Consider the following 18,718-nt stretch of genomic DNA (forward strand, 5'->3'; position numbering starts at 1 on the left):
GGCTCAGCCCTCCTTTTCGATCTTGGTCAGGCTGTCGCGAAGCGCGAGCCCGTATTCATACTTGGCCGGGCAGGCAAAGCCCACGAGCCCGAGGTCTTCCTCATCGAGCTCCATCGCGCCAAGTGCCTGCGCCGTGTCGGTGTCCATGACGAGAAGCGCCCGAAGGAGCTGCGTCGGCAGGAAGTCCTGCGGCATGAGCGTCTCGAACGTGCCGGTCGGCACCATCGCGCGGCGCCCGCCATTGAGGTTCGACGTCAGCGGGAAGAGCCGCTTGGAAAACGCAGAGGCCAGAACCGGCTGCACTGCGTATTTCTTGCCCATCGGACGGATCCAGCCCAGCGGGTGCTTGTCTTTGTCCTCACGGATGAGCGTGACCTGACGCGCGAAACGACCAAGATAGGCAAACGGCCCCTCTGCTTGGTCGCCCGAAAGGATAGAGCCGGAAATGACGCGCGGTGTATCGGTGCCGATCTCTCCGCGGGTGAGTTCCTCGGTCGAAGCGCCCATGACGGTGCGCACAAGGCGCGGGTTGGTCGCTTCTGGCCCGCAAAGCGCGACAACGCGCGACGGATCAAGATGCCCGGTGAGCATCAGGCGGCCAATCGCGATCACGTCCTGATACCCGATGGTCCAGACCATGCTGTTGGCCGTCACCGGGTGCAGGAAATGAATGTGCGTCCCCGCAAGGCCCGCCGGATGCGGCCCTTCGAAGGCGGCCAGTTCGACACCTGGGACCGCGGTCAGCTCCGCGCCCGGCGCCTGACAGACATAAGTCGTGCCCTCGGTCAGCTTGGCAACGGCGGCAAGGCCTGCGTCAAAAGCATCTTTGGCCTCGTTGATGATGACGGCGGCATCCGCTGCAAGCGGCTCGCTATCCATCGCGGTGACAAAGATCGCCTGCGGCGCGGTGCCGGGAACCGGGAGCTTGGAATAGGGGCGGGTGCGGAAACTGGTCCAGAGACCTGCGGCACAGAGCTTCTCGGTGATGCCCTCTGCGCTGTCGGCATTGCCAACACCGCTGAAATCCACGCCGGTATCGTCCGCATCGCTGATTTCGATCACAACGCTTTGCAACACGCGCCGCGCACCGCGGTTAATCTCGACCACTTTGCCACTCATCGGCGCCACGATCTGAGCGTCTTCCGCGTCTTTATGTACGAAGAGGGGATCACCCCGGCGCACGGTGTCGCCTTCGTTCACGTTCATCCGGGGCTTGAGACCGTTGATGTCTCTGCCGAGAACCGCCACCCGCGTGATCGCGGGGCCGGTGTGAATGGTCTGGTCCGGAGCACCCGTGACGGGCAGGTCCAGACCCCGTTTCAATTTGAATTGCCGCATATCCTGAGTTTTCTCTTTAGCCTCTTCGACCCTATAGCTGACGCCAATGTATCGCATATCGGACATCCGGGCCACGTAGGCGCGGCGGTCCGGGGGATGCGGAAATGGCCGCGAGAGCGCAAGCGGGATGCCGTTGCGAGTCAGGGGGTGGCATAGACAAGTTGACACCCATTGGCTACCGTCAAAGCGCAAAAAAACACCTGTTTGGCCGAGTTTGAGCGCTAACAACGCATCATCTTCAAGGTTCTGAATTTATTACGGCATTTTTTGTGCAGATTGGATTCGTCACGTAATTTTCTTGCGCCTGTGGTTCACTGGAAGCGGTGGCCACGGGTGAGGCGGGTCTTGGGTGTTGCGCCTTGGTGCTGCAGCGCGGCATCGAGGCGCTGCCCTGTGCCAATTTGTCAACATGTTAAGTCTTCCATTGTATACAAATAGTGATTATTGAATGTATGTTATCCGGTCAGCCGTCCTGCGGAGGAGGCGACCGACCTTGGAAAAGGCCGTAAACACCCAGACGGCCTGAAAGGCACGGCGTGTGCGCTTAGGCACATGCCTCCCTAAACTGGGGGACTTTTGGATTGTTCTCGAGAGGACCACATGACCAAGGAAACGCAATTCACACCAACGCGCCGGGGCTTTCTCGGGCTTGCTGCGGGCGCGGGCGTGCTCGCCGCCGCCGGGGCCGGGCAGAAGGCCGAGGCGCAGATCGCCACGACGGCCCATATCGTCATTCTCGGCGCAGGAGCGGCCGGGGCGGCGCTCGCAAATCGGCTTGTGGGCCGCCTCGACGGCGCCCGCATCACCATTGTTGATGGCCGCAAGGAGCACTGGTATCAGCCCGGTTTCTCGCTGATTGCTGCGGGTTTGAAACCGGCGAACTACTCAGTGTCGCAAACCACGGACTGGCTACCGCGCGGTGTCGAACTCAAGACCGAGATGGCCGCCAATATCGACCCAGAAGCCAAGACCGTCGCCCTCGGCAATGGCGAGGTGCTGCGCTACGACTATCTCATTATCGCCACTGGCCTCGTGCTCGACTATGACTCCATCGACGGCTTCGAGATGGACATGATCGGCAAGGATGGTGTCGGCTCTCTCTACGCTGGTCCTGATTATGCTGCGAAGACATGGGCCGCAGCGGGCAAATTCGCCGAAGAAGGCGGTGTCGGTCTCTTCACCCGCCCCAACACTGAAATGAAATGCGCCGGTGCGCCGATCAAACACACCTTTCTGATCGATGATATCGCGCGCCGCAACGGTGCACGCGGCAAAGCCGAGATCACCTATTTCGCCAATAACGCGTCGCTCTTCGGTGTGCCCATCGTGTCCGAGAAGATCCGCATGGTCTTTGGCGATCGCGGCATCAACCACGCCTATAACCACGTCGTCCAATCCATAGACGCAGGCGCCAAACGCGTGACTTTTGCGACCCCGGACGGCCCTGTGGAGCGGGACTATGACTATGTCCATATCATCCCGCCGCAACGCGCCCCGGATGTGGTGCGCAACTCGGGCCTTGCCTGGGCTGATAAATGGACGGATCAGGGCTGGGTCGATGTCGACAAGCACTCTCTGCGTCACAACCGCTATCCCGATATCTTTGCCGTCGGCGATGTGGCGGGTGTGCCCAAGGGCAAAACCGCGGCCTCGGTCAAATGGCAGGTGCCCGTCGTCGAAGAGCATCTCGTCGCCGACATCGCGGGCACATCTTCGACCGCCTCCTACAATGGCTACACCTCTTGCCCGCTGATTACGCGGATCGGGCGCGCCATGCTGATCGAGTTCGACTACAACAACGATCTGACCCCCTCCTTCCCAGGCGTCATCGCGCCGCTGGAAGAGCTGTGGATCAGCTGGCTGATGAAAGAGGTGGCGCTCAAGGCCACCTACAACGCCATGCTGCGTGGCCGGGCATAAGGAGACAGAACCATGAAAGATCTCACCTTCGGCACTCTGATCGCCGTCTTCGAAGAAATCTTTGGCCGTGGCCTGTTCTGGGTCATGGTCGGGGCCGCCGTGATCATCACGCTGGCCTATCTCTACGTGCTGATCCGCGACCGCTCCGTGAGTTGGCACAAATTCCTCTGGGCACAGCTTTCGATGCCCTTTGGCGCAATTGCTGCCGTGCTCTTCGTGCAGGCGATGACCCATTCCTCCTTTGCCGACATTGGTGGGCCGGTGGATGTCATTGTGCTCCTCGGCGTCGCGGTTGCCGGCGCGGTCGGCGCGGCCATCCTCGTCTACACGGTGGAGTCGCTTCTTTGGCCCAAGAAAGCGACCGACGCCTGATCTCAAGCCCGTCTCTGCGCCCTTCCGTCACGGCAGGGCGCAGAGCCTTGGACAATCTACTCTGAAAGAGGTTTCCTGTGGCTGTCCCCGCACCCCAGGAGCCCAAGATGACCGCTCAACCGCTCCCCGAAAAGACCCGCGTTGCGCTGGATACGGCGCTTGCAGAGCTCGACCGCGCCAAGACCGACTGGGCGCAATGCTCGATATCTGACCGCCTGCGCCTCCTGCGGGCGGTGAAAGACGGTGTCATGAGTGTCGCCGCCGATTGGGCCGAAACCTCGGCGCGCGAAAAGGGTCTCGATCCCGAAACGCCAATTGCGGGCGAGGATTGGATCATCGGCCCCTATGCCACCATGGAAGGCCTGAACGCCTATATCCGAACCCTGCGCGAGATGCCGGGCAAGGGCTTCTTCTCTCGCCTGAGGATGCGCAGCCTTCCGAACGGACAAACGGCGGTGCAGGTCATGCCGACCTCCGCCCGCGACAAACTGCTCCTGCCGGGGGTGCGTGCCGAGGTCTGGATGCGCCCCGGAGAGACGCCCGACACCATCCGCGCCAAAGCTGCCCGCCTCTACGAGACGCCTGAAACGGAACGCGAGGGGGCCGTGGCCCTCGTTCTTGGCGCAGGCAACGTCTCCTCGATCACACCGCTCGATGTGCTCTACAAGCTTCTCGTGGAAAATCAGGTCGTCATCCTCAAGATGAATCCGGTCAACGACGACCTGACCCCGTTCTTCGAGACCGCGATGAAACCCCTGATCGACAAAGGCGCTCTGCGGATCGTCCGGGGCGGGGCGGACGTCGGAGCCTACCTCTGCGATCACCCCTTGGTCGAGGAGTTGCACATCACTGGCTCTGACAAGACCCACGATGCGATTGTCTGGGGCATGGGCGAGGAGGGCGCGAAGAACCGCGCCGCCGGCACTCCGAAAAACACCAAACGCTTTTCTTCCGAGCTTGGCTGCGTCAGCCCGACCCTCGTAGTGCCGGGGCCGTGGTCCGCCGCCGATGTCGCCTATCAGGCCGAGAGCATCGCCTCGATGAAGCTCCATAATTCGGGTCATAACTGCATTGCGTGCCAGACCCTCGTGATGCCGGAAGGCTGGGACAAGGGCGCGGCATTGCTCGACGCGGTCAAATCTGTCCTCGCGACCTCGCGCCGCCCGGCATGGTATCCCGGCACGGAGGACAGGATCGCACTATATGCCGCCCATCTCGACACTGTCGAAAAGGTCGAGCGAGGTAGCAATGCCCCACCGGTGGTCCTCGGGACGCTCGGCGATGACGATTACAACCACCGCGCCGAGGTCTTCGGCCCCGCGCTTGGGATCAAGGAATTGCCTGCGCCGGATACTGAAACCTTTCTTCGCGCGGCGATCGCCTATGCCAATGACGAACTCTGGGGCACGCTCGGGGCGAATATCCTGATCCACCCCACCACGCTGCGCCAGATCGGTCAGCGGAGGTTCGAAGATATCATCGCCGAGCTACGCTACGGGACCATCGCCATCAACGGCTGGTGCGGCTTCGGCTTCTTCATCGCGACCGCCCCGTGGGGCGCTTTCCCCGGCCATACGCCGGAGGACATCCAATCCGGCACGGGCGTCGTCCACAATGCCTTCATGCTCGAAGAGACCGAGCGCACCGTGGTCCGTATGCCGTGGGCGCCGTTCCCGCGCGGCTTTTTCAGTCGCGAGCTTAGTCTCATGCCGCGCCCACCTTTCTTCATCACCAACAAGAACCAGCGCCGCATCGGCAAGGCCCTGACCCGGTTTCAACACCGCCCGAGCCTCCGTGATTTGCCGAAACTGCTGCGTGAGGTCATGCGCGGCTAGATCGGGAGGGCCGATTTCCGCACCACCGCAATACCGACGCAATACCGACGTGATACAGACCCCCGTTTTCGGGCAAAAAGAAAGGGCCGGTTGCCCCACACAACCGGCCCTCCCTGCCTCAACAATTGTTCCGTGAGTGGAAGTAGTTGAGTGGCAGCTTCAGATAAGATCGCCCGTTGTCTTCCGGTTCCGGCACACGCCCGCCGCGAATGTTGACCTGCAACGCCGCAAGCATCAGTTTTGGCAAAGGCAGCGTTGAATCCCGTGCATCTCGCACCGCACGGTAGGCCGCCTCTGACGGGGCCTCACAGAAGTGGATATTCGCCGCTTTATGCTCTGCCACGGTTGCCTCGCACGCCGCCGCCCGCCCTTTCGGGGCGTAGTCGTGGCCAACGAAAATTCGGGTTTCCTCAGGTAGCGCGAGAATGGCCTGAATGCTGCTATAGAGCGCCTTGGAATCTCCGCCCGGAAAGTCCGCCCGGCTCGATCCGCTATCGGGCATCATCAGCGTGTCATGCACGAAGGCCGCATCCCCCGCGACATAGGTGATTGAGGCCAGCGTGTGGCCCGGTGAAAACATGACCGTCACCGGCACCTCGCCCACCATGAAGCGCTCGCCGTCCTTGAAAAGGTGATCCCATTGCGTGCCGTCGGTCGGGAAGTCTTTGGGAAGATTGTAAATTTCTTGCCAGAGACTCTGAACACCTGTGACCCGTTCACCGATCCCCGTCGGCGCGCCCAGCTTCTTCTTGAGCCACGGCGCGGCCGAGAAATGGTCGGCGTGGGGGTGGGTGTCGAGGATCCAGACGATCTCGATCCCTTCGCTCCTGACATAGGCAAGAAGGCGTTCTGCGTTCGTCGTTGCGGTCGCTCCGGCAAGCGGGTCAAAGTCCAGCACGGGATCGATAATAGCGCCTTTCATGGTGACGGGATCATGGAAGACATATTGCCAGCTTCCGGTCGCCTGATCCCAAAACGGTTTGACGATGGGGGTACTCATGGGGTGTCCTTTCTTATCTTCCGGCGGAAGGCCCGAACGGCGTTGCGGCCGTTCAGGCATGGGTATCAGCGGCTGCTGGCCTTCATCATCCAGAGCTCTTTCTCATGCCATTCAAGGCGGTCCGTCAGGAGCCCGGCTGAGACCTCGTCTCCGACCTCTCCGGCGGTCTCAATGCCCGCACGAATGCTGTCTGCAATCGCCTCGTGGGCCGAGATCATCTTGTCGATCATGTCCGCCGCCGATTGCGCGGGCTCCGCCTCAGCCCCGGCCAACGCCATCAACTCCGCCACCGACCCCGGCGCATAAGCGCCCTGAACCCGGATGCGTTCCGCGATCTCGTCAAGTGCGCCCCAGAGGTTGGTGTAGTGCTCTTCGAACAGGGTATGAAGCTGGCGGAACTCCGGTCCTTCCACGTTCCAGTGATAGCCGTGCGTTTGGACGTAAAGGCGGAAGGTTTCGCCAAGAATGGTCTTCAGGCTGTTGATATTGCTTTGAACTTTGGTGGTCATGATCGTGTCTCCGAAAGATGTGGGGAAGGGTGGGTGGCCCGTGGAGGCCACCCAGATGGCTCAGAGTGCGCGGGTCGAGAAATACCAGTCGACCGTGTTATAGCCTTCGTCCGCACGGGCCAGAGCGGCCTCGGGCGTCGCGGGTGTCGGCACGATCACCTCGTCGCCGGGCTTCCAGTTCTCCGGCATCGCGCATTTGTTCTCGTCCGCGGTTTGCAGAGCGACCAGAAGGCGGTGGATCTCGTCAACCGAGCGGCCCGCGTTCATCGGGTAGTAGACCATGGCGCGCAGCACGCCCTCAGGGTCGATGATGAAGGTCGCGCGCACGGCGGCGGTATCGGATGCACCGGGCTGGATCATGCCGTAGGCCTGCGCCACCGCCATGTTCAGGTCGGCGATGATCGGGAAATTGATCTCAACGCCGAACTTTTCTTTGATATTCAGCATCCAGGCGATGTGGCTGTAGTGACTGTCAATCGACAGGCCAAGCAACTCGGTGTTACGGGCGTTGAAATCATCCTGCTTCTTGGCGAAAGCGATGAACTCTGTGGTGCAAACCGGGGTGAAGTCGGCCGGATGCGAGAACAGGATGAGCCATTTGCCCTTGTAGTCTTCGAGGGTCTTCTGGCCCGCGGTGGTCGGTGCGTTGAAGGCCGGGGCAGCTTCATTCAGGCGCGGCCCCTGTGCTTGGATAACGTCAGTCATCGGTGTGTCTCCATCTATGTGCGTTTCGATGAAGAAGAGATAGATGCTTGTCGGCGTTTGGTGAAATCGATTAAAAAGATATTAATAATAGAGAAAGTCTATAATGATTACCCTTCGACAACTTCGTTTTCTGGTAGCCGTCGCTGACACGCTTAACTTCTCCCGCGCGGCGGAGTTATGTTTCGTGACTCAGCCGACGTTGAGTGCAGGCATTAAGGAGCTTGAGGAACGGCTCGGGGTTGTGCTCGTGGAGCGCACACGCCGTAGCGTGATGTTGACTCCAGTGGGGGAAGAGATCGTTGAGCGGGGCAGGGCGCTTTTGCTAGGTGCGAAGGATATTGAGCGTATCGCAGAAGCGCACCTCAATGTGGACGAAGGCGATCTACGCATGGGGGCGATCCCGACAATCGGCCCCTACCTGATCCCGTCGGCCCTGCCGGTGCTGCGCAGCCAATTTCCAAAGCTCAACATCTACCTGCGCGAAGAAATGACTGAGAGTTTGATCGAAGGCGTGGTCTCGGGGCGCCTCGACCTGGCGTTGATCGCATTGCCCTTCGATGTGGGAACCTTGGAGGTGCGACCACTATTCGAGGACGGCTATCACCTCGCGGTGCCACGGTCATGGGCCGAAGAGCGCGCTGCCTCGGCGTCGGACGAACTTGAAGGTGGAAAGCTAATGTTGCTGGAAAAGGGGCATTGTCTTCAGCGCCATGCCCTCGCGGCCTTTCCCGATCGCGACCTGCAGCAAGATGAGAGTTTTGCCGCAACCAGCTTGCCCACCCTAATCGCGATGGTGTCGGAAGGGCTTGGTATCACGCTGTTGCCGGATCTTTCGTTGGATGGGGGCGTTGCACGGAATACCGGTGTGGCCTTGTTGCCCCTGCCGGATGCCTGCCCACGAACCGTCGTTCTTGTGTGGCGGTCGTCCTCGGCACGAAAAGCGCTCTTTGAAGAAATCGCGACTATCCTTGCCAAGGCCCGTTCGGACCTCGCCCAGCCTTAGCCGCGTGTTCAAATGGCGCTTTGGCGTAGTGTGGCCACCATTTCAACCAGCATAGGACCAAATGAGTCGAGCATATCTTTCTCGTCAAGATAGGTCGTTGGTCCGCCGAGGTTGAAGGAAAGCAGGGGCGCATTGCTCTGTTTGCTTTGGAACGGCACGGCGACGGCGTTCACGCCGGACTGCCATTCACCGATATTGGCATAGAATCCGCGTGTCGCGATCTCGTCTTCTGCGCGTTTGATCCCGTCGTGAATGGCGGGCCAGAGTGCAGGGTCATAGCGTTTCTGAATCCCTTCAAGGAGTTCTGTCTTCTCCTCTTCAGGCGCCGCCGCAATATAGGCCCGCCCCATGGCTGAACGGGCAAGGGAAATGCGCGATCCGACATCGAGCTGCAGTGAAATGACCGAGCGGGAGCGCGCTGCGGCGATATAGGTCATGGTGTAGTCGACACGACCACCTAGCGCGACCTGAACCCCCTCTCCGCATTCGTTGGCAAGCTCCTGCATGTATCCTTGCGCGGCATCGCGTACGGGCACGCCACTGAGGCAGGCGTAGCCAAGGCTCAGAACCGGAACCCCCATGCGATACCGGCCAGTTTCTTTGTCGTAGAGCAGGTAGCCGGTTTTGAGCAGTGTGTATGTCAGGCGCGAGATCGTGGAGTTCGGCAGGCCAGTTCGATCTGCGATATCTCCATTGCTCAGTCCTACACGATCTTCGGGGCGAAAGGCACGCAGGACTTCAAGACCACGATGCAGAGAGGTGATAAACTGACGGTCGCCCGTGGCCGCATCCGACTCGCCGCTGTCTCCGGTTCTTTTCCGCATGGACGCACTCCTTACATTGTGCACTTCGATTCACCGGCTCGCGTTGTCGGCGCTTCCTAGTGGTTTACGCGTTCCTTCGCCAGCAATTTTCCGCTCTGCGAAAAGGACGTCGCGTCCTTATTTCGCTTTGCGAAAAAAAATTCTGCAAAAGTTGACTCGCTTTGTCCACACTGCAAAACACACAATCAAGATGTTTGATGCTCGTCTGGAGGCGGGCGCGATGGACGCCAAGGGAGGGGCTCTATGTTCGATTTGAAAGGCAAGGTGGCAATCATCACAGGCTCGAGCCGTGGGATCGGCCGCGCCATCGCAGAGACCTTCGCCGAGGCGGGCGCCAAGGTTGTCGTCTCGAGCAGGTCGGAGGAAGCTTGTGCCCCGGTCGCCGAGGCCATTCGCGCCGGTGGCGGCGAGGTAACGGTGATTCCGTGCCATATCGGACATAGGGAGGCGCTTGAGGCTTTGGTGGCCAAAACGATCGAGGCGTATGGACGTGTCGATATCCTTGTCTGCAACGCCGCAATCAATCCCGTCTACGGACCCATGTCATCCCTATCGGATGAAGCCTTTGACAAGATCATGGCGACCAACGTGCGATCGACCTTTCAGCTCTGCAACTTCGCTTTGCCGCACATGGAGGCGCAGGGCGGGGGCGCTGTGGTCATCCTGTCGTCTATCGCAGGGATCCGGGGTAACCCCGTGATCGGGGCTTACGGGATGTCGAAAGCGGCAGAGGCTGCCCTTGCGCGGAACCTCGCTGTAGAGTGGGGACCAAAGAACATTCGCGTCAATGCCCTTGCGCCCGGCCTCATCAAGACGGATTTTGCCCGCGCGCTTTGGGAGGATCCAGAGCGGCTTGCGAAGGTAGAAGAGCAAACACCGTTGCGCCGCATCGGTAAGCCGGAAGAGATCGCAGGTACTGCGCTATTCCTGGCGAGCGACGCTTCGGCATATGTGACCGGCCAGACCATTGTGGCCGACGGTGGAGAAACGATCCGCTGAGGCGGATCATGGAACGAACAAGTAAGAGAGGACATCCAGAGAGATGCAGGATCAGGACATCATATCCGTCACCACGGAAATCGTTGGAGATATCGCCCTTGTCTGTGTGGACAATCCGCCAGTCAATGCGCTGAGCGTACATGTGCGCCGCGGGATTCAGGACGCCGTGGCAGAAATAAACGCCGCGCAATCAGCCAAGGTCATCGTGCTATATGCCGCTGGCCGCACCTTCATTGCCGGGGCCGATATCACTGAGTTCGGCAAACCGCCGATGCCGCCCGCGCTGCCGGATCTTCTCAACGAAATGGAGCAAAGCAAGATCCCGGTGGTCTGTGTGTTGCACGGCACTGCGCTTGGCGGTGGTCTTGAGGTGGCGTTGGCAAGCCATGCGCGCGTCGGGATTAAGGGGCTTCGGATCGGTCTTCCCGAGGTGCTGATCGGACTGCTGCCGGGGGCAGGTGGGACGCAACGCGTGCCACGCCTCGCGGGAATCCCCGTCGCACTCGACATGTCCCTCTCGGGTCGACAAGTTGCCGCGAAAGAAGCGCTTGGCATGGGGCTACTGGATGCGCTCGAAGACGGCGAGCCGCGCGATGTCGCGCTCCGCGCCGGGCAAGATGCGCTTGATGGAAAGATCAAGACACGTCGCACTGACCTGATCGATACGACGCCGGATGACGCCGCGCTTGAAGAGGCGCGCAAGATGGTGGCACGCAAGTTCCCCAACCTTGTCTCACCGCAGCGTTGCATCGAGGCCATCGCCGCGTCGACTGGTCCGATTTCGGAGGGTCTCAAGATCGAGCGGAAGGCCTTCATGGATTGCCTCGACACGCCGCAACGCGCGGGCCTCATCCATGCTTTCTTCGGCGAACGCGCCGTCGCCAACATCCCTGAGAAAAAGGCCACGCCGCGCGATATCAATGCGGTCGGCGTGATCGGGGGCGGCACGATGGGGTCGGGTATCGCGACCTCTGCGCTCATGTCGGGGCTTTCGGTCACGCTTGTCGAGGTGAAGGAAGATGCGCTTGAGCGTGGCATCGCGACGATCACCAAGAACCTTGAGGGCGGCGTGAAACGCGGCAAACTCAGCGCAGACCAGCGCGATCAAATGCTAGCACAGTTGACCGGTGCAACGGACCTTGCCGCCTTGTCCGATGTGGACCTCGTGATCGAGGCCGTGTTCGAACAGATGGAGATCAAGAAAGAGATCTTCACCAAGCTCGACGCGGTCTGCAAGAAAGGCGCAATTCTTGCGTCCAATACGTCCTATCTCGATATCAACGAGATCGCCGCGCAGACGTCGCGCCCCGAGGATGTGATCGGTCTGCATTTCTTTTCACCGGCCCACATCATGAAGCTTCTCGAGATCGTTGTTGGCGAAAAGACGGCACCAGAAGTTGTAGCGAGCGGCTTTGCCCTCGCCAAACGGCTCAAGAAGATCGGTGTGCGTGCGGGGGTCTGTGACGGGTTCATCGGCAATCGGATTCTTGGCCACTACTCAAAAACGGCCTCCTATCTCGTCCTCGACGGGGCGACGCCACAGCAGGTGGATGATGCGCTTGAGGCGTTCGGATTTGCCATGGGGCCGCACAAGGTCGGCGATCTGGCGGGGCTCGACATCGGTTGGATGACCCGCAAGCGGAAGGCGGCGACGCGTTCGGCGGAGGAACGCTATGCCGGGGCGGTCGCGGATCGCATCTGTGAAAACGGATGGTATGGCCGCAAGACCGGACGGGGCTACTATGTCTATGACGAGGGCGACATGCATCCGAACCCGGAGGTTGCAAAGATCATCGACGAGGAGCGAGCCGAGGCCGGTGTAACGCCGCGCAGCTTTACCGACGAGGAGATCGTCGACCGGTATATGACTGCGATGATCAGCGAGGCAGCCCGCGTTGTCGAAGACGGCATCGCACTGCGTCCTGTGGATGTGGATGTGGTCTTCCTGTCTGGCTATGGTTTCCCGCGTTTCCGCGGCGGTCCGCTGCACTATGCCGACACCATCGGCGCCAAAGAGCTCGTGCGCCGCATCGAGACCTACGCCAAGGAAGACGCCCACTATTGGCAAGTGCCGGAAATCCTTCGTAAAATGGCGGAGACTGGCAAGAGCTTTGACGACATCAACAAGGGAGGTTGATATGGATCTGTCTTACTCATCGGAAGAGCGCGCCTTCGAAGCGGAAGTGCGCGACTTCCTCGAAAACAACTTGCCGGATCACATCGCGGCAGCTGTGCGTTCTGGGGGCGAACTCACCGGCGAGATGATGCAGGAATGGCATCGCATTCTGTCGGCGAAAGGTTGGCTCGCGACAACCTGGCCCGAAAAATACGGCGGTCCCGGTTGGACGCCGGTGCAGCGCCATATCTTTGAGGTGGAGTGCAATCGGTTCCACGCACCGCGTATCGTGCCGTTCGGTCTCGCGATGCTTGGCCCGGTGATCCAGAAATTCGGGAATGACCGCCAAAAGGCAGAGGTGCTTCCGGGCATCCTCTCTGCCGAAGATTGGTGGTGTCAGGGCTATTCCGAGCCGGGCGCCGGGTCAGACCTTGCCTCGCTCAAGACGCGGGCCGAGCGCGATGGCGATGACTATGTCATCAACGGCCAGAAAACCTGGACGACCCTTGGTCAGTTCGCCAACAAGATCTTCTGTCTTGTACGGACGAAGTTCGAAGGCAAACCGCAGGAAGGCATCAGCTTTATTCTCGTCGACCTTGATACGCCGGGCATCGAGATGCGCCCGATCCGCCTGATCGAAGGCGGTTATGAGGTCAACGAGGTGTTCTTTACCGATGTGCGTGTGCCGGCCGAGAACCTCGTTGGCGAAGAAAACCAAGGCTGGACCATCGCCAAGTTCCTGCTCACCCATGAGCGCACCAATATCGCGGGTATCGGTGTTTCGATGCAGGCGCTTGAGGAGGTCAAGGCCTTGGCACGCAAGACGCGCCGGAATGGGCGCCCGCTGATCGAGGATCCTCTCTTTGCATCACGGGTCGCCCAGGCAGAGATCGACCTCGAGGCGATGAAGATCACCAACCTGCGGATGCTCTACCAAGCGCAGAAACAGGGCTATCCGGGGCCGGAAACCTCAATCCTTAAGATCAAGGGCACCGTCATCAATCAGGAATTGCGCGACCTCGCCCGCCGGGCGCTTGGTCCGTCGGCGGCGCCGTTCCCCGGTGCGATCACCGATGGCAATCTCGCGCTTTCGCCGCCGGATACCGCCAATAACGCGGCGCGCTATTTCAACAACCGCAAGACCTCGATCTTCGGTGGTTCGAACGAGATTCAGCGCAATATCCTGACCAAGACCATGTTGGAGCTTTGAGATGCATTTTGATCTGACAGAAGACCGGCAGATGCTGGCTGATACACTAAACCGCTATCTCGCGAACCAATATGGGATCGAAGCTCGCAATGCGGCTGCTTATGAAGCGCCGTTTCACGATCCGTCGAAATGGACCGAGATGGTCGAACTTGGCATTGCTGGTGCGCTCGTGCCGGAAGAGCAGGGTGGCTTTGGCGGCGCGGGATTCGATATCGCCGTGGTGTTTGAGGCTTTGGGCCGGGCGCTTTGTCCGGAACCGTTCCTCGGAACACTTCTCGCGGCGCGCCTTCTTGGGGCTGCTGGCGCGGATATGGAGGCGCTGGTCAGCGGTGAAACACGCTATGCCGTTGGGCTTGGCGAGATTGACGCCGCCTATGATCTCGACCTGATCGAGACGGCAGCCAAGGCGTCGGGCGATGGTTATGTGCTCAACGGACGCAAGAGCGCGGTTTACGGCGGGCAGGACGCGGATGTGCTTCTTGTCCTTGCCAAACTTGATGGCAAGGCCGCGATTTTTTCGGTCGAGGCCAGCGCGGCCAACGTGGTCGGCTACGGCATGATTGACGGTGGCGGTGCTGCCGAGGTTCTGCTCGAGGAAACCGCGGCGACTTTGTTGGTCGAAGGCGCAGAAGCCGCAGTGGCCGACGCCGTCGCAGCGGGACGGTTGGCGCTTTGTGCCGAGGCTGTCGGTGCCATGGAAGCGAACTATGAGATCCTTCTCGAGTACCTCAAGACCCGCAAACAGTTCGGGCGCCCGATCGGGAGCTTTCAGGTTCTGCAGCACAGAACTGTGGATCTGCTGACAGAGATCGAGCAGGCACGTTCGATCACGATTAGCGCGGCGGCAAGCCTTGGGGATGAGGACGCGTCGCTCAAGGCCGCGATGGCCAAGAACCTCGTTGGACGTGCAGCACGTCTTGTGGCCGAGGAGTCCATCCAAATGCATGGCGGGATCGCGATGACATGGGAATATGCCGCCTCGCACTACGGCAAGCGCCTTGTCATGCTGGACGCGCAGCTTGGCGATACGGACCAATGCCTGACGGAGGTCATGCAAAGTTACGCGGCCTGATCTGGGCCCTAGGCAAAGAAACGCCCCCGCGGTTTCGCGGGGGCGTTTTGGTTTTCAACATGGCAGCTTAGAGGACTTCGAAAAGCCCCGCAGCCCCCATGCCGCCGCCGACGCACATGGTGCAGACCACGTATTTCGCGCCGCGTCGTTTGCCTTCGATCAGGGCGTGACCCACCATGCGAGCTCCGGACATGCCATAGGGGTGGCCGACAGAGATCGCCCCGCCGTTGACGTTCAGGATGTCGTTCGGGATGCCCAGAACCCGCGCCGATTGCAGCACCTGACAGGCAAAGGCCTCATTAAGCTCCCAAAGGCCGATATCGTCCATCTTGAGCCCATGGGCCTCGAGGAGTTTCGGCACCGCATAGATTGGGCCGATGCCCATCTCGTCAGGTTCCAGACCGGCGGCCATGACGCCAACATAGCGTCCAAGCGGTTCCAGCCCGCGTTTCTCGGCAAGCGAGGCTTCCATGATGACACTGGCCGAGGCACCATCCGAGAGCTGCGATGCGTTGCCCGCGGTGATGTTCTGGCCTTCCTTTACGCTCTGGCCGTCCTTGAATACCGGTTGCAGTCCCGAGAGGCTTTCAAGCGTGGTCGAGGGACGGTTGCCCTCATCCTTCTCGAGCGTCACGTCGTGGAAGGAAATCTCCTTGGTTTCCTTGTCCATGACGCCCATCGACGTCGTCAGCGGCACGATCTCATCGTCAAACTTGCCTGCGTCCTGCGCGGCGGCGGTGCGTTGTTGCGATTGCAGGGCATAGGCGTCCTGATCCTCGCGCGAGACGCCGTAGCGCTCTGCCACGATCTCGGCGGTTTCGAGCATGGACATATAGAGCGAAGGCTTATGCTCGTTGATCCACGGGTCGCGTGCGCGGTCGGCGCGCATGTTCTGGTTCTGGACGAGAGAGATCGATTCCACGCCTCCACCGATCGCAACATCCATCCCGTCATGCACGACTTGTTTCGCGGCAGTGGCAATCGCCATCATGCCGCTTGCACACTGACGATCGAGCGACATGCCCGCGATGGAGACCGGAAGCCCAGCGCGGATCACGGCCTGACGCCCAATATTGCCGCCGGTTGACCCTTGTTGCAGGGCGCTGCCAATGACACAGTCCTGCACCTCCGAACCGTCCAGCCCGGCCCGAGAGACAGCGTGGCTTACGGCGTGACCAATCAGGGCCTGTGCCTGAGTGTTGTTGAATGCACCGCGAAAGGCTTTGCCAATCGGCGTGCGCGCGGTTGAAACGATAACGGCTTCCCGCATGGGGTCCTCCTCCCTTATGAATCTGGTTTAGTGTCGGGCCTCGCGCGGCCCGCGTCCATCAGCTTTTGCGCTCAACGCGCAAAGAGCGCCACTTTGCGACAAGTGCCGGTTTATCCTGACCGTCGATCTCGACGGTCACATCCCAGCAGAGCTTGCGCACGCCGGGGCGCGGTTCGATATAGTCATTCAGCACGAAACGCCCACGGATGCGCGCGCCGACCGGGACGGGCGTCACAAAGCGCACATCGTCGAGGCCATAGTTGACACCGGTGCTTTGCGTTCCGGGACGAGTCACGCATTCCTCGATCATCTTGGGCAACAGAGACAGGGTCAGGAACCCATGCGCAATTGTCCCGCCAAAGGCGGTTTGCCCGGCGGCCTCGGGATCGGTGTGAATGAATTGGTAGTCGCCGGTGACGGCTGCGAAGGCGTCAATCATCTGCTGGTCAATCGTGATCCAGGAAGAGAGACCGATTTCGACGCCGACGCTGTCTTTGAGATCCTGAACAACAGCAATCATGACAGTTCCATCCATAGCTAGGGGAGCTGTGCTCCCGGTTTAAATTCTGCAATGCGAAAAATAATTTCGCATAGTGTGCGGCGCAGTGAAGGCTCTAAAAAACATTCTGTCAAGTATGTGGAAATAATTTCCGCATTTCCGGAACGTAAAACGCCCCGTCATTTGACGGGGCGTTGGTGTCCAGCTTGTGCTGTGGCTCAGAAGAGAATCACGTTCCGCTTGGCGGCGCCGGTCTTGGTGTCGGCGATGGCGTCGTTGATTTGGCCAAGTTCCCAGCGGCCGGAGATCAGTTCATCGAGCTTGAGTCGTCCCTGTTGATAGAGGTCGACCATCCAGGGGATATCCCGCTTGATGACAGTATCACCCATCTTGGAGCCCACGATGCTCTGGCCCGCGTCGGACATGATGAGCGGTTCATATTCGGCGCTTTGGCCGAAGGCGGGCATTCCGACCATCACAATTCGGCCCCCTTCCGCGAGGTAGCGGGGCGCGGAGTTGTAGGCAGGGATCGCACCGACGGTCACGATAACCGCGTCAGCCTTTTTGCCCAAAGAACGGATCGCATGGCGCCAGGGCTTTGGATCGCTTGCGAGAACGGCGTCAGTTGCTCCGAACTCTTTAGCGATTTCAAGCTTCTCCGGCACCATGTCGATGGCAACGATACGACGTGCCCCGGCAAGGCGCGCGCCTTGGATGGCGTTGAGGCCGATGCCGCCCGCACCGATCACCACGACATCTTCACCCGCGCGCAGTTTCGCAGCATTCACCACGGCGCCGACCCCGGTAATGACGCCGCAGCTGATCAGAGCCGCGCAATCTTTTGGCATGTCGGCGGGGATCTTCACGATCTGGCTCGTGTCGACGACGACTTTCTCTGCAAAGGCGCCGCAATCCATCGCCTGCATGATCTTGTCGCCGCCCATGGTCGTGAGTGGATGGGCTGTTTGGTCATGCGGGGTGGTGCAGATTGTCGGTTTGCCGGAGCCACAGTTGGGGCAGCTGCCACAGGCGCGGATCAGGGTTACGATCACGCTGTCGCCTTCTTCGAAACCCACGACGCCGGGGCCGACCCCGGTGACGCGCCCGGCCGCCTCGTGACCGTAGACCGCGGGCAAAGTGCCGCCGAATTTCCCTTCCCAGAAGGAGATATCGGAATGGCAAATGGATACGGCATCCAGCGTCACCTCGACCTCGTTCGTGGCGGGAGGGGCGATTTGGATGTCTTCAATAACGAGCGGCGCACCGTATTCGTGGCACACGGCGGCTTTGATAGTCTTCATACGGGTCTCTCCTCCGGATTTGCCTCACCTTGGCGCGAATCCTTCGGCGGAGAAAAGAGATTATTTTTTTGTGACGCAGTGTCCCGAAGGCTGATCCGCATCATAATTCCGATCCATGGTGATAAGGTTAACGCAGCGATTGGCCGCAAGGACTTAGGGGAGGAAAAGCCATGAAAGCCATGTTGTGCGAGGAATTTGGGCCGCCAGAACTCTTGAAACTGCGCGAGGTTGCAACGCCTGAACCGGGCGCGGGGCAAGTTCGGATACGGGTTGAAGCCTGCGGGGTGAATTTCCCGGAATCGCTCATTATTCAGAACAAATACCAGTTCAAGGCGGAGCTTCCCTTTGCACCGGGCGGCGAAGTCGCGGGTGTGGTCGATGCGGTGGGCGAGGGCGTGACAGCGTTCAAGCGCGGTGATGCGGTCATGGCAATGGCGCTGACCGGTGGATATGCCGAACAGATCATCGTCGACCAAGACGCGATCATGTCGCGCCCCGAGGCGATGAAATCCGAAATCGCAGCTGGTTTTACAATGACTTACGGCACGTCGATGCACGCGCTCAAACAGCGTGCGCACCTTCAGGAAGGCGAAGTTCTGCTCGTGCTTGGAGCCGGGGGCGGGGTCGGTTTGGCGGCTGTCGAGATCGGCAAGGCGATGGGCGCAACGGTCATCGCGGCGGCCTCTTCGGCTGAGAAATTGGAGGCCGCGAAACAGGCCGGGGCGGACCATTTCATCAACTATTC

Annotated in this window: 17 protein-coding genes; 9 read left to right on the forward strand and 8 right to left on the reverse strand. The window is 60.3% G+C overall.

From position 1 onward, the window contains the following. Positions 1 to 3: 3 nt before the first annotated feature. A complete protein-coding gene (locus tag MK745_RS15530) occupies positions 4 to 1,338 on the reverse strand; it encodes a Na(+)-translocating NADH-quinone reductase subunit A (protein ID WP_243614171.1) in 1,335 nt (444 codons plus the stop codon). A gap of 600 nt (positions 1,339 to 1,938) precedes the next feature. Between MK745_RS15530 and MK745_RS15535 the strand changes: the two genes are divergently transcribed. The 3 genes from MK745_RS15535 to MK745_RS15545 all read left to right on the forward strand — a co-directional run bounded on the left by MK745_RS15535 (position 1,939) and on the right by MK745_RS15545 (position 5,465). Further along, positions 1,939 to 3,258, forward strand: coding sequence for an NAD(P)/FAD-dependent oxidoreductase (locus MK745_RS15535; RefSeq protein ID WP_243614172.1), 1,320 nt, complete (start codon positions 1,939 to 1,941; stop codon positions 3,256 to 3,258). 12 nt (positions 3,259 to 3,270) lie between these two features. Continuing rightward, positions 3,271 to 3,630, forward strand: a complete 360-nt coding sequence (locus tag MK745_RS15540; protein ID WP_243614173.1) for a DUF5368 domain-containing protein — start codon at positions 3,271 to 3,273, stop codon at positions 3,628 to 3,630. Positions 3,631 to 3,737: 107 nt separating this feature from the next. Beyond that, entirely contained in the window at positions 3,738 to 5,465 is a 1,728-nt protein-coding gene (locus tag MK745_RS15545; protein WP_243614174.1) for an aldehyde dehydrogenase family protein, read from the forward strand. A 118-nt stretch (positions 5,466 to 5,583) separates the two neighbouring features. Here the strand turns inward: MK745_RS15545 and MK745_RS15550 are convergent, their stop codons facing one another. From MK745_RS15550 to MK745_RS15560, 3 genes are all read right to left on the reverse strand, one after another. Continuing rightward, positions 5,584 to 6,465: an MBL fold metallo-hydrolase gene (locus MK745_RS15550; protein WP_243614175.1), complete on the reverse strand. Its 882-nt coding sequence runs from the start codon at positions 6,463 to 6,465 to the stop codon at positions 5,584 to 5,586. A gap of 65 nt (positions 6,466 to 6,530) precedes the next feature. Further along, positions 6,531 to 6,974, reverse strand: coding sequence for a Dps family protein (locus MK745_RS15555; RefSeq protein ID WP_243614176.1), 444 nt, complete (start codon positions 6,972 to 6,974; stop codon positions 6,531 to 6,533). Positions 6,975 to 7,034: 60 nt separating this feature from the next. After that, positions 7,035 to 7,679 (reverse strand): peroxiredoxin, encoded by a 645-nt coding sequence (locus tag MK745_RS15560; protein WP_243614177.1) that lies wholly within the window; start codon positions 7,677 to 7,679, stop codon positions 7,035 to 7,037. A 103-nt stretch (positions 7,680 to 7,782) separates the two neighbouring features. Between MK745_RS15560 and MK745_RS15565 the strand changes: the two genes are divergently transcribed. Next, positions 7,783 to 8,682: a hydrogen peroxide-inducible genes activator gene (locus MK745_RS15565; protein ID WP_243614178.1), complete on the forward strand. Its 900-nt coding sequence runs from the start codon at positions 7,783 to 7,785 to the stop codon at positions 8,680 to 8,682. Positions 8,683 to 8,690: 8 nt separating this feature from the next. Here the strand turns inward: MK745_RS15565 and MK745_RS15570 are convergent, their stop codons facing one another. Continuing rightward, positions 8,691 to 9,506 carry an IclR family transcriptional regulator gene (locus tag MK745_RS15570; protein WP_243614179.1) on the reverse strand — a complete coding sequence of 272 codons (816 nt, stop codon included), beginning with the start codon at positions 9,504 to 9,506 and terminating at the stop codon, positions 8,691 to 8,693. A gap of 243 nt (positions 9,507 to 9,749) precedes the next feature. Between MK745_RS15570 and MK745_RS15575 the strand changes: the two genes are divergently transcribed. The 4 genes from MK745_RS15575 to MK745_RS15590 are packed head-to-tail and all read left to right on the forward strand — an operon-like array spanning position 9,750 to position 14,903. After that, positions 9,750 to 10,505, forward strand: coding sequence for an SDR family NAD(P)-dependent oxidoreductase (locus MK745_RS15575; RefSeq protein ID WP_243614180.1), 756 nt, complete (start codon positions 9,750 to 9,752; stop codon positions 10,503 to 10,505). A 43-nt stretch (positions 10,506 to 10,548) separates the two neighbouring features. Next, positions 10,549 to 12,642, forward strand: coding sequence for a 3-hydroxyacyl-CoA dehydrogenase NAD-binding domain-containing protein (locus MK745_RS15580; protein ID WP_243614181.1), 2,094 nt, complete (start codon positions 10,549 to 10,551; stop codon positions 12,640 to 12,642). Between the two features lies 1 nt (position 12,643). Then, positions 12,644 to 13,831, forward strand: a complete 1,188-nt coding sequence (locus tag MK745_RS15585) for an acyl-CoA dehydrogenase family protein (RefSeq protein WP_243614182.1) — start codon at positions 12,644 to 12,646, stop codon at positions 13,829 to 13,831. A gap of 1 nt (position 13,832) precedes the next feature. Beyond that, complete coding sequence (locus MK745_RS15590) at positions 13,833 to 14,903, forward strand: acyl-CoA dehydrogenase family protein (protein ID WP_243614183.1); 1,071 nt, start codon at positions 13,833 to 13,835, stop codon at positions 14,901 to 14,903. 67 nt (positions 14,904 to 14,970) lie between these two features. Here MK745_RS15590 and MK745_RS15595 read toward each other — a convergent pair whose 3' ends face one another. The 3 genes from MK745_RS15595 to MK745_RS15605 form a co-directional block, all read right to left on the reverse strand. Next, positions 14,971 to 16,173: an acetyl-CoA C-acyltransferase gene (locus MK745_RS15595; RefSeq protein ID WP_243614184.1), complete on the reverse strand. Its 1,203-nt coding sequence runs from the start codon at positions 16,171 to 16,173 to the stop codon at positions 14,971 to 14,973. 58 nt (positions 16,174 to 16,231) lie between these two features. Continuing rightward, complete coding sequence (locus MK745_RS15600) at positions 16,232 to 16,693, reverse strand: MaoC family dehydratase (RefSeq protein WP_243614185.1); 462 nt, start codon at positions 16,691 to 16,693, stop codon at positions 16,232 to 16,234. Positions 16,694 to 16,890: 197 nt separating this feature from the next. Beyond that, positions 16,891 to 17,973, reverse strand: coding sequence for a Zn-dependent alcohol dehydrogenase (locus tag MK745_RS15605; protein WP_243614186.1), 1,083 nt, complete (start codon positions 17,971 to 17,973; stop codon positions 16,891 to 16,893). Between the two features lie 170 nt (positions 17,974 to 18,143). On the opposite strand from MK745_RS15605, the gene MK745_RS15610 reads away from it, so the two are divergent. Then, positions 18,144 to 18,718, forward strand: a 575-nt coding sequence (locus tag MK745_RS15610; protein WP_243614187.1) for an alcohol dehydrogenase catalytic domain-containing protein, incomplete at its 3' end; no start/stop codon positions are given.

Origin of the sequence: Shimia aestuarii (assembly GCF_022814865.1) — a bacterium.
Classification (GTDB): Bacteria; Pseudomonadota; Alphaproteobacteria; order Rhodobacterales; family Rhodobacteraceae; genus Shimia; species Shimia aestuarii_A.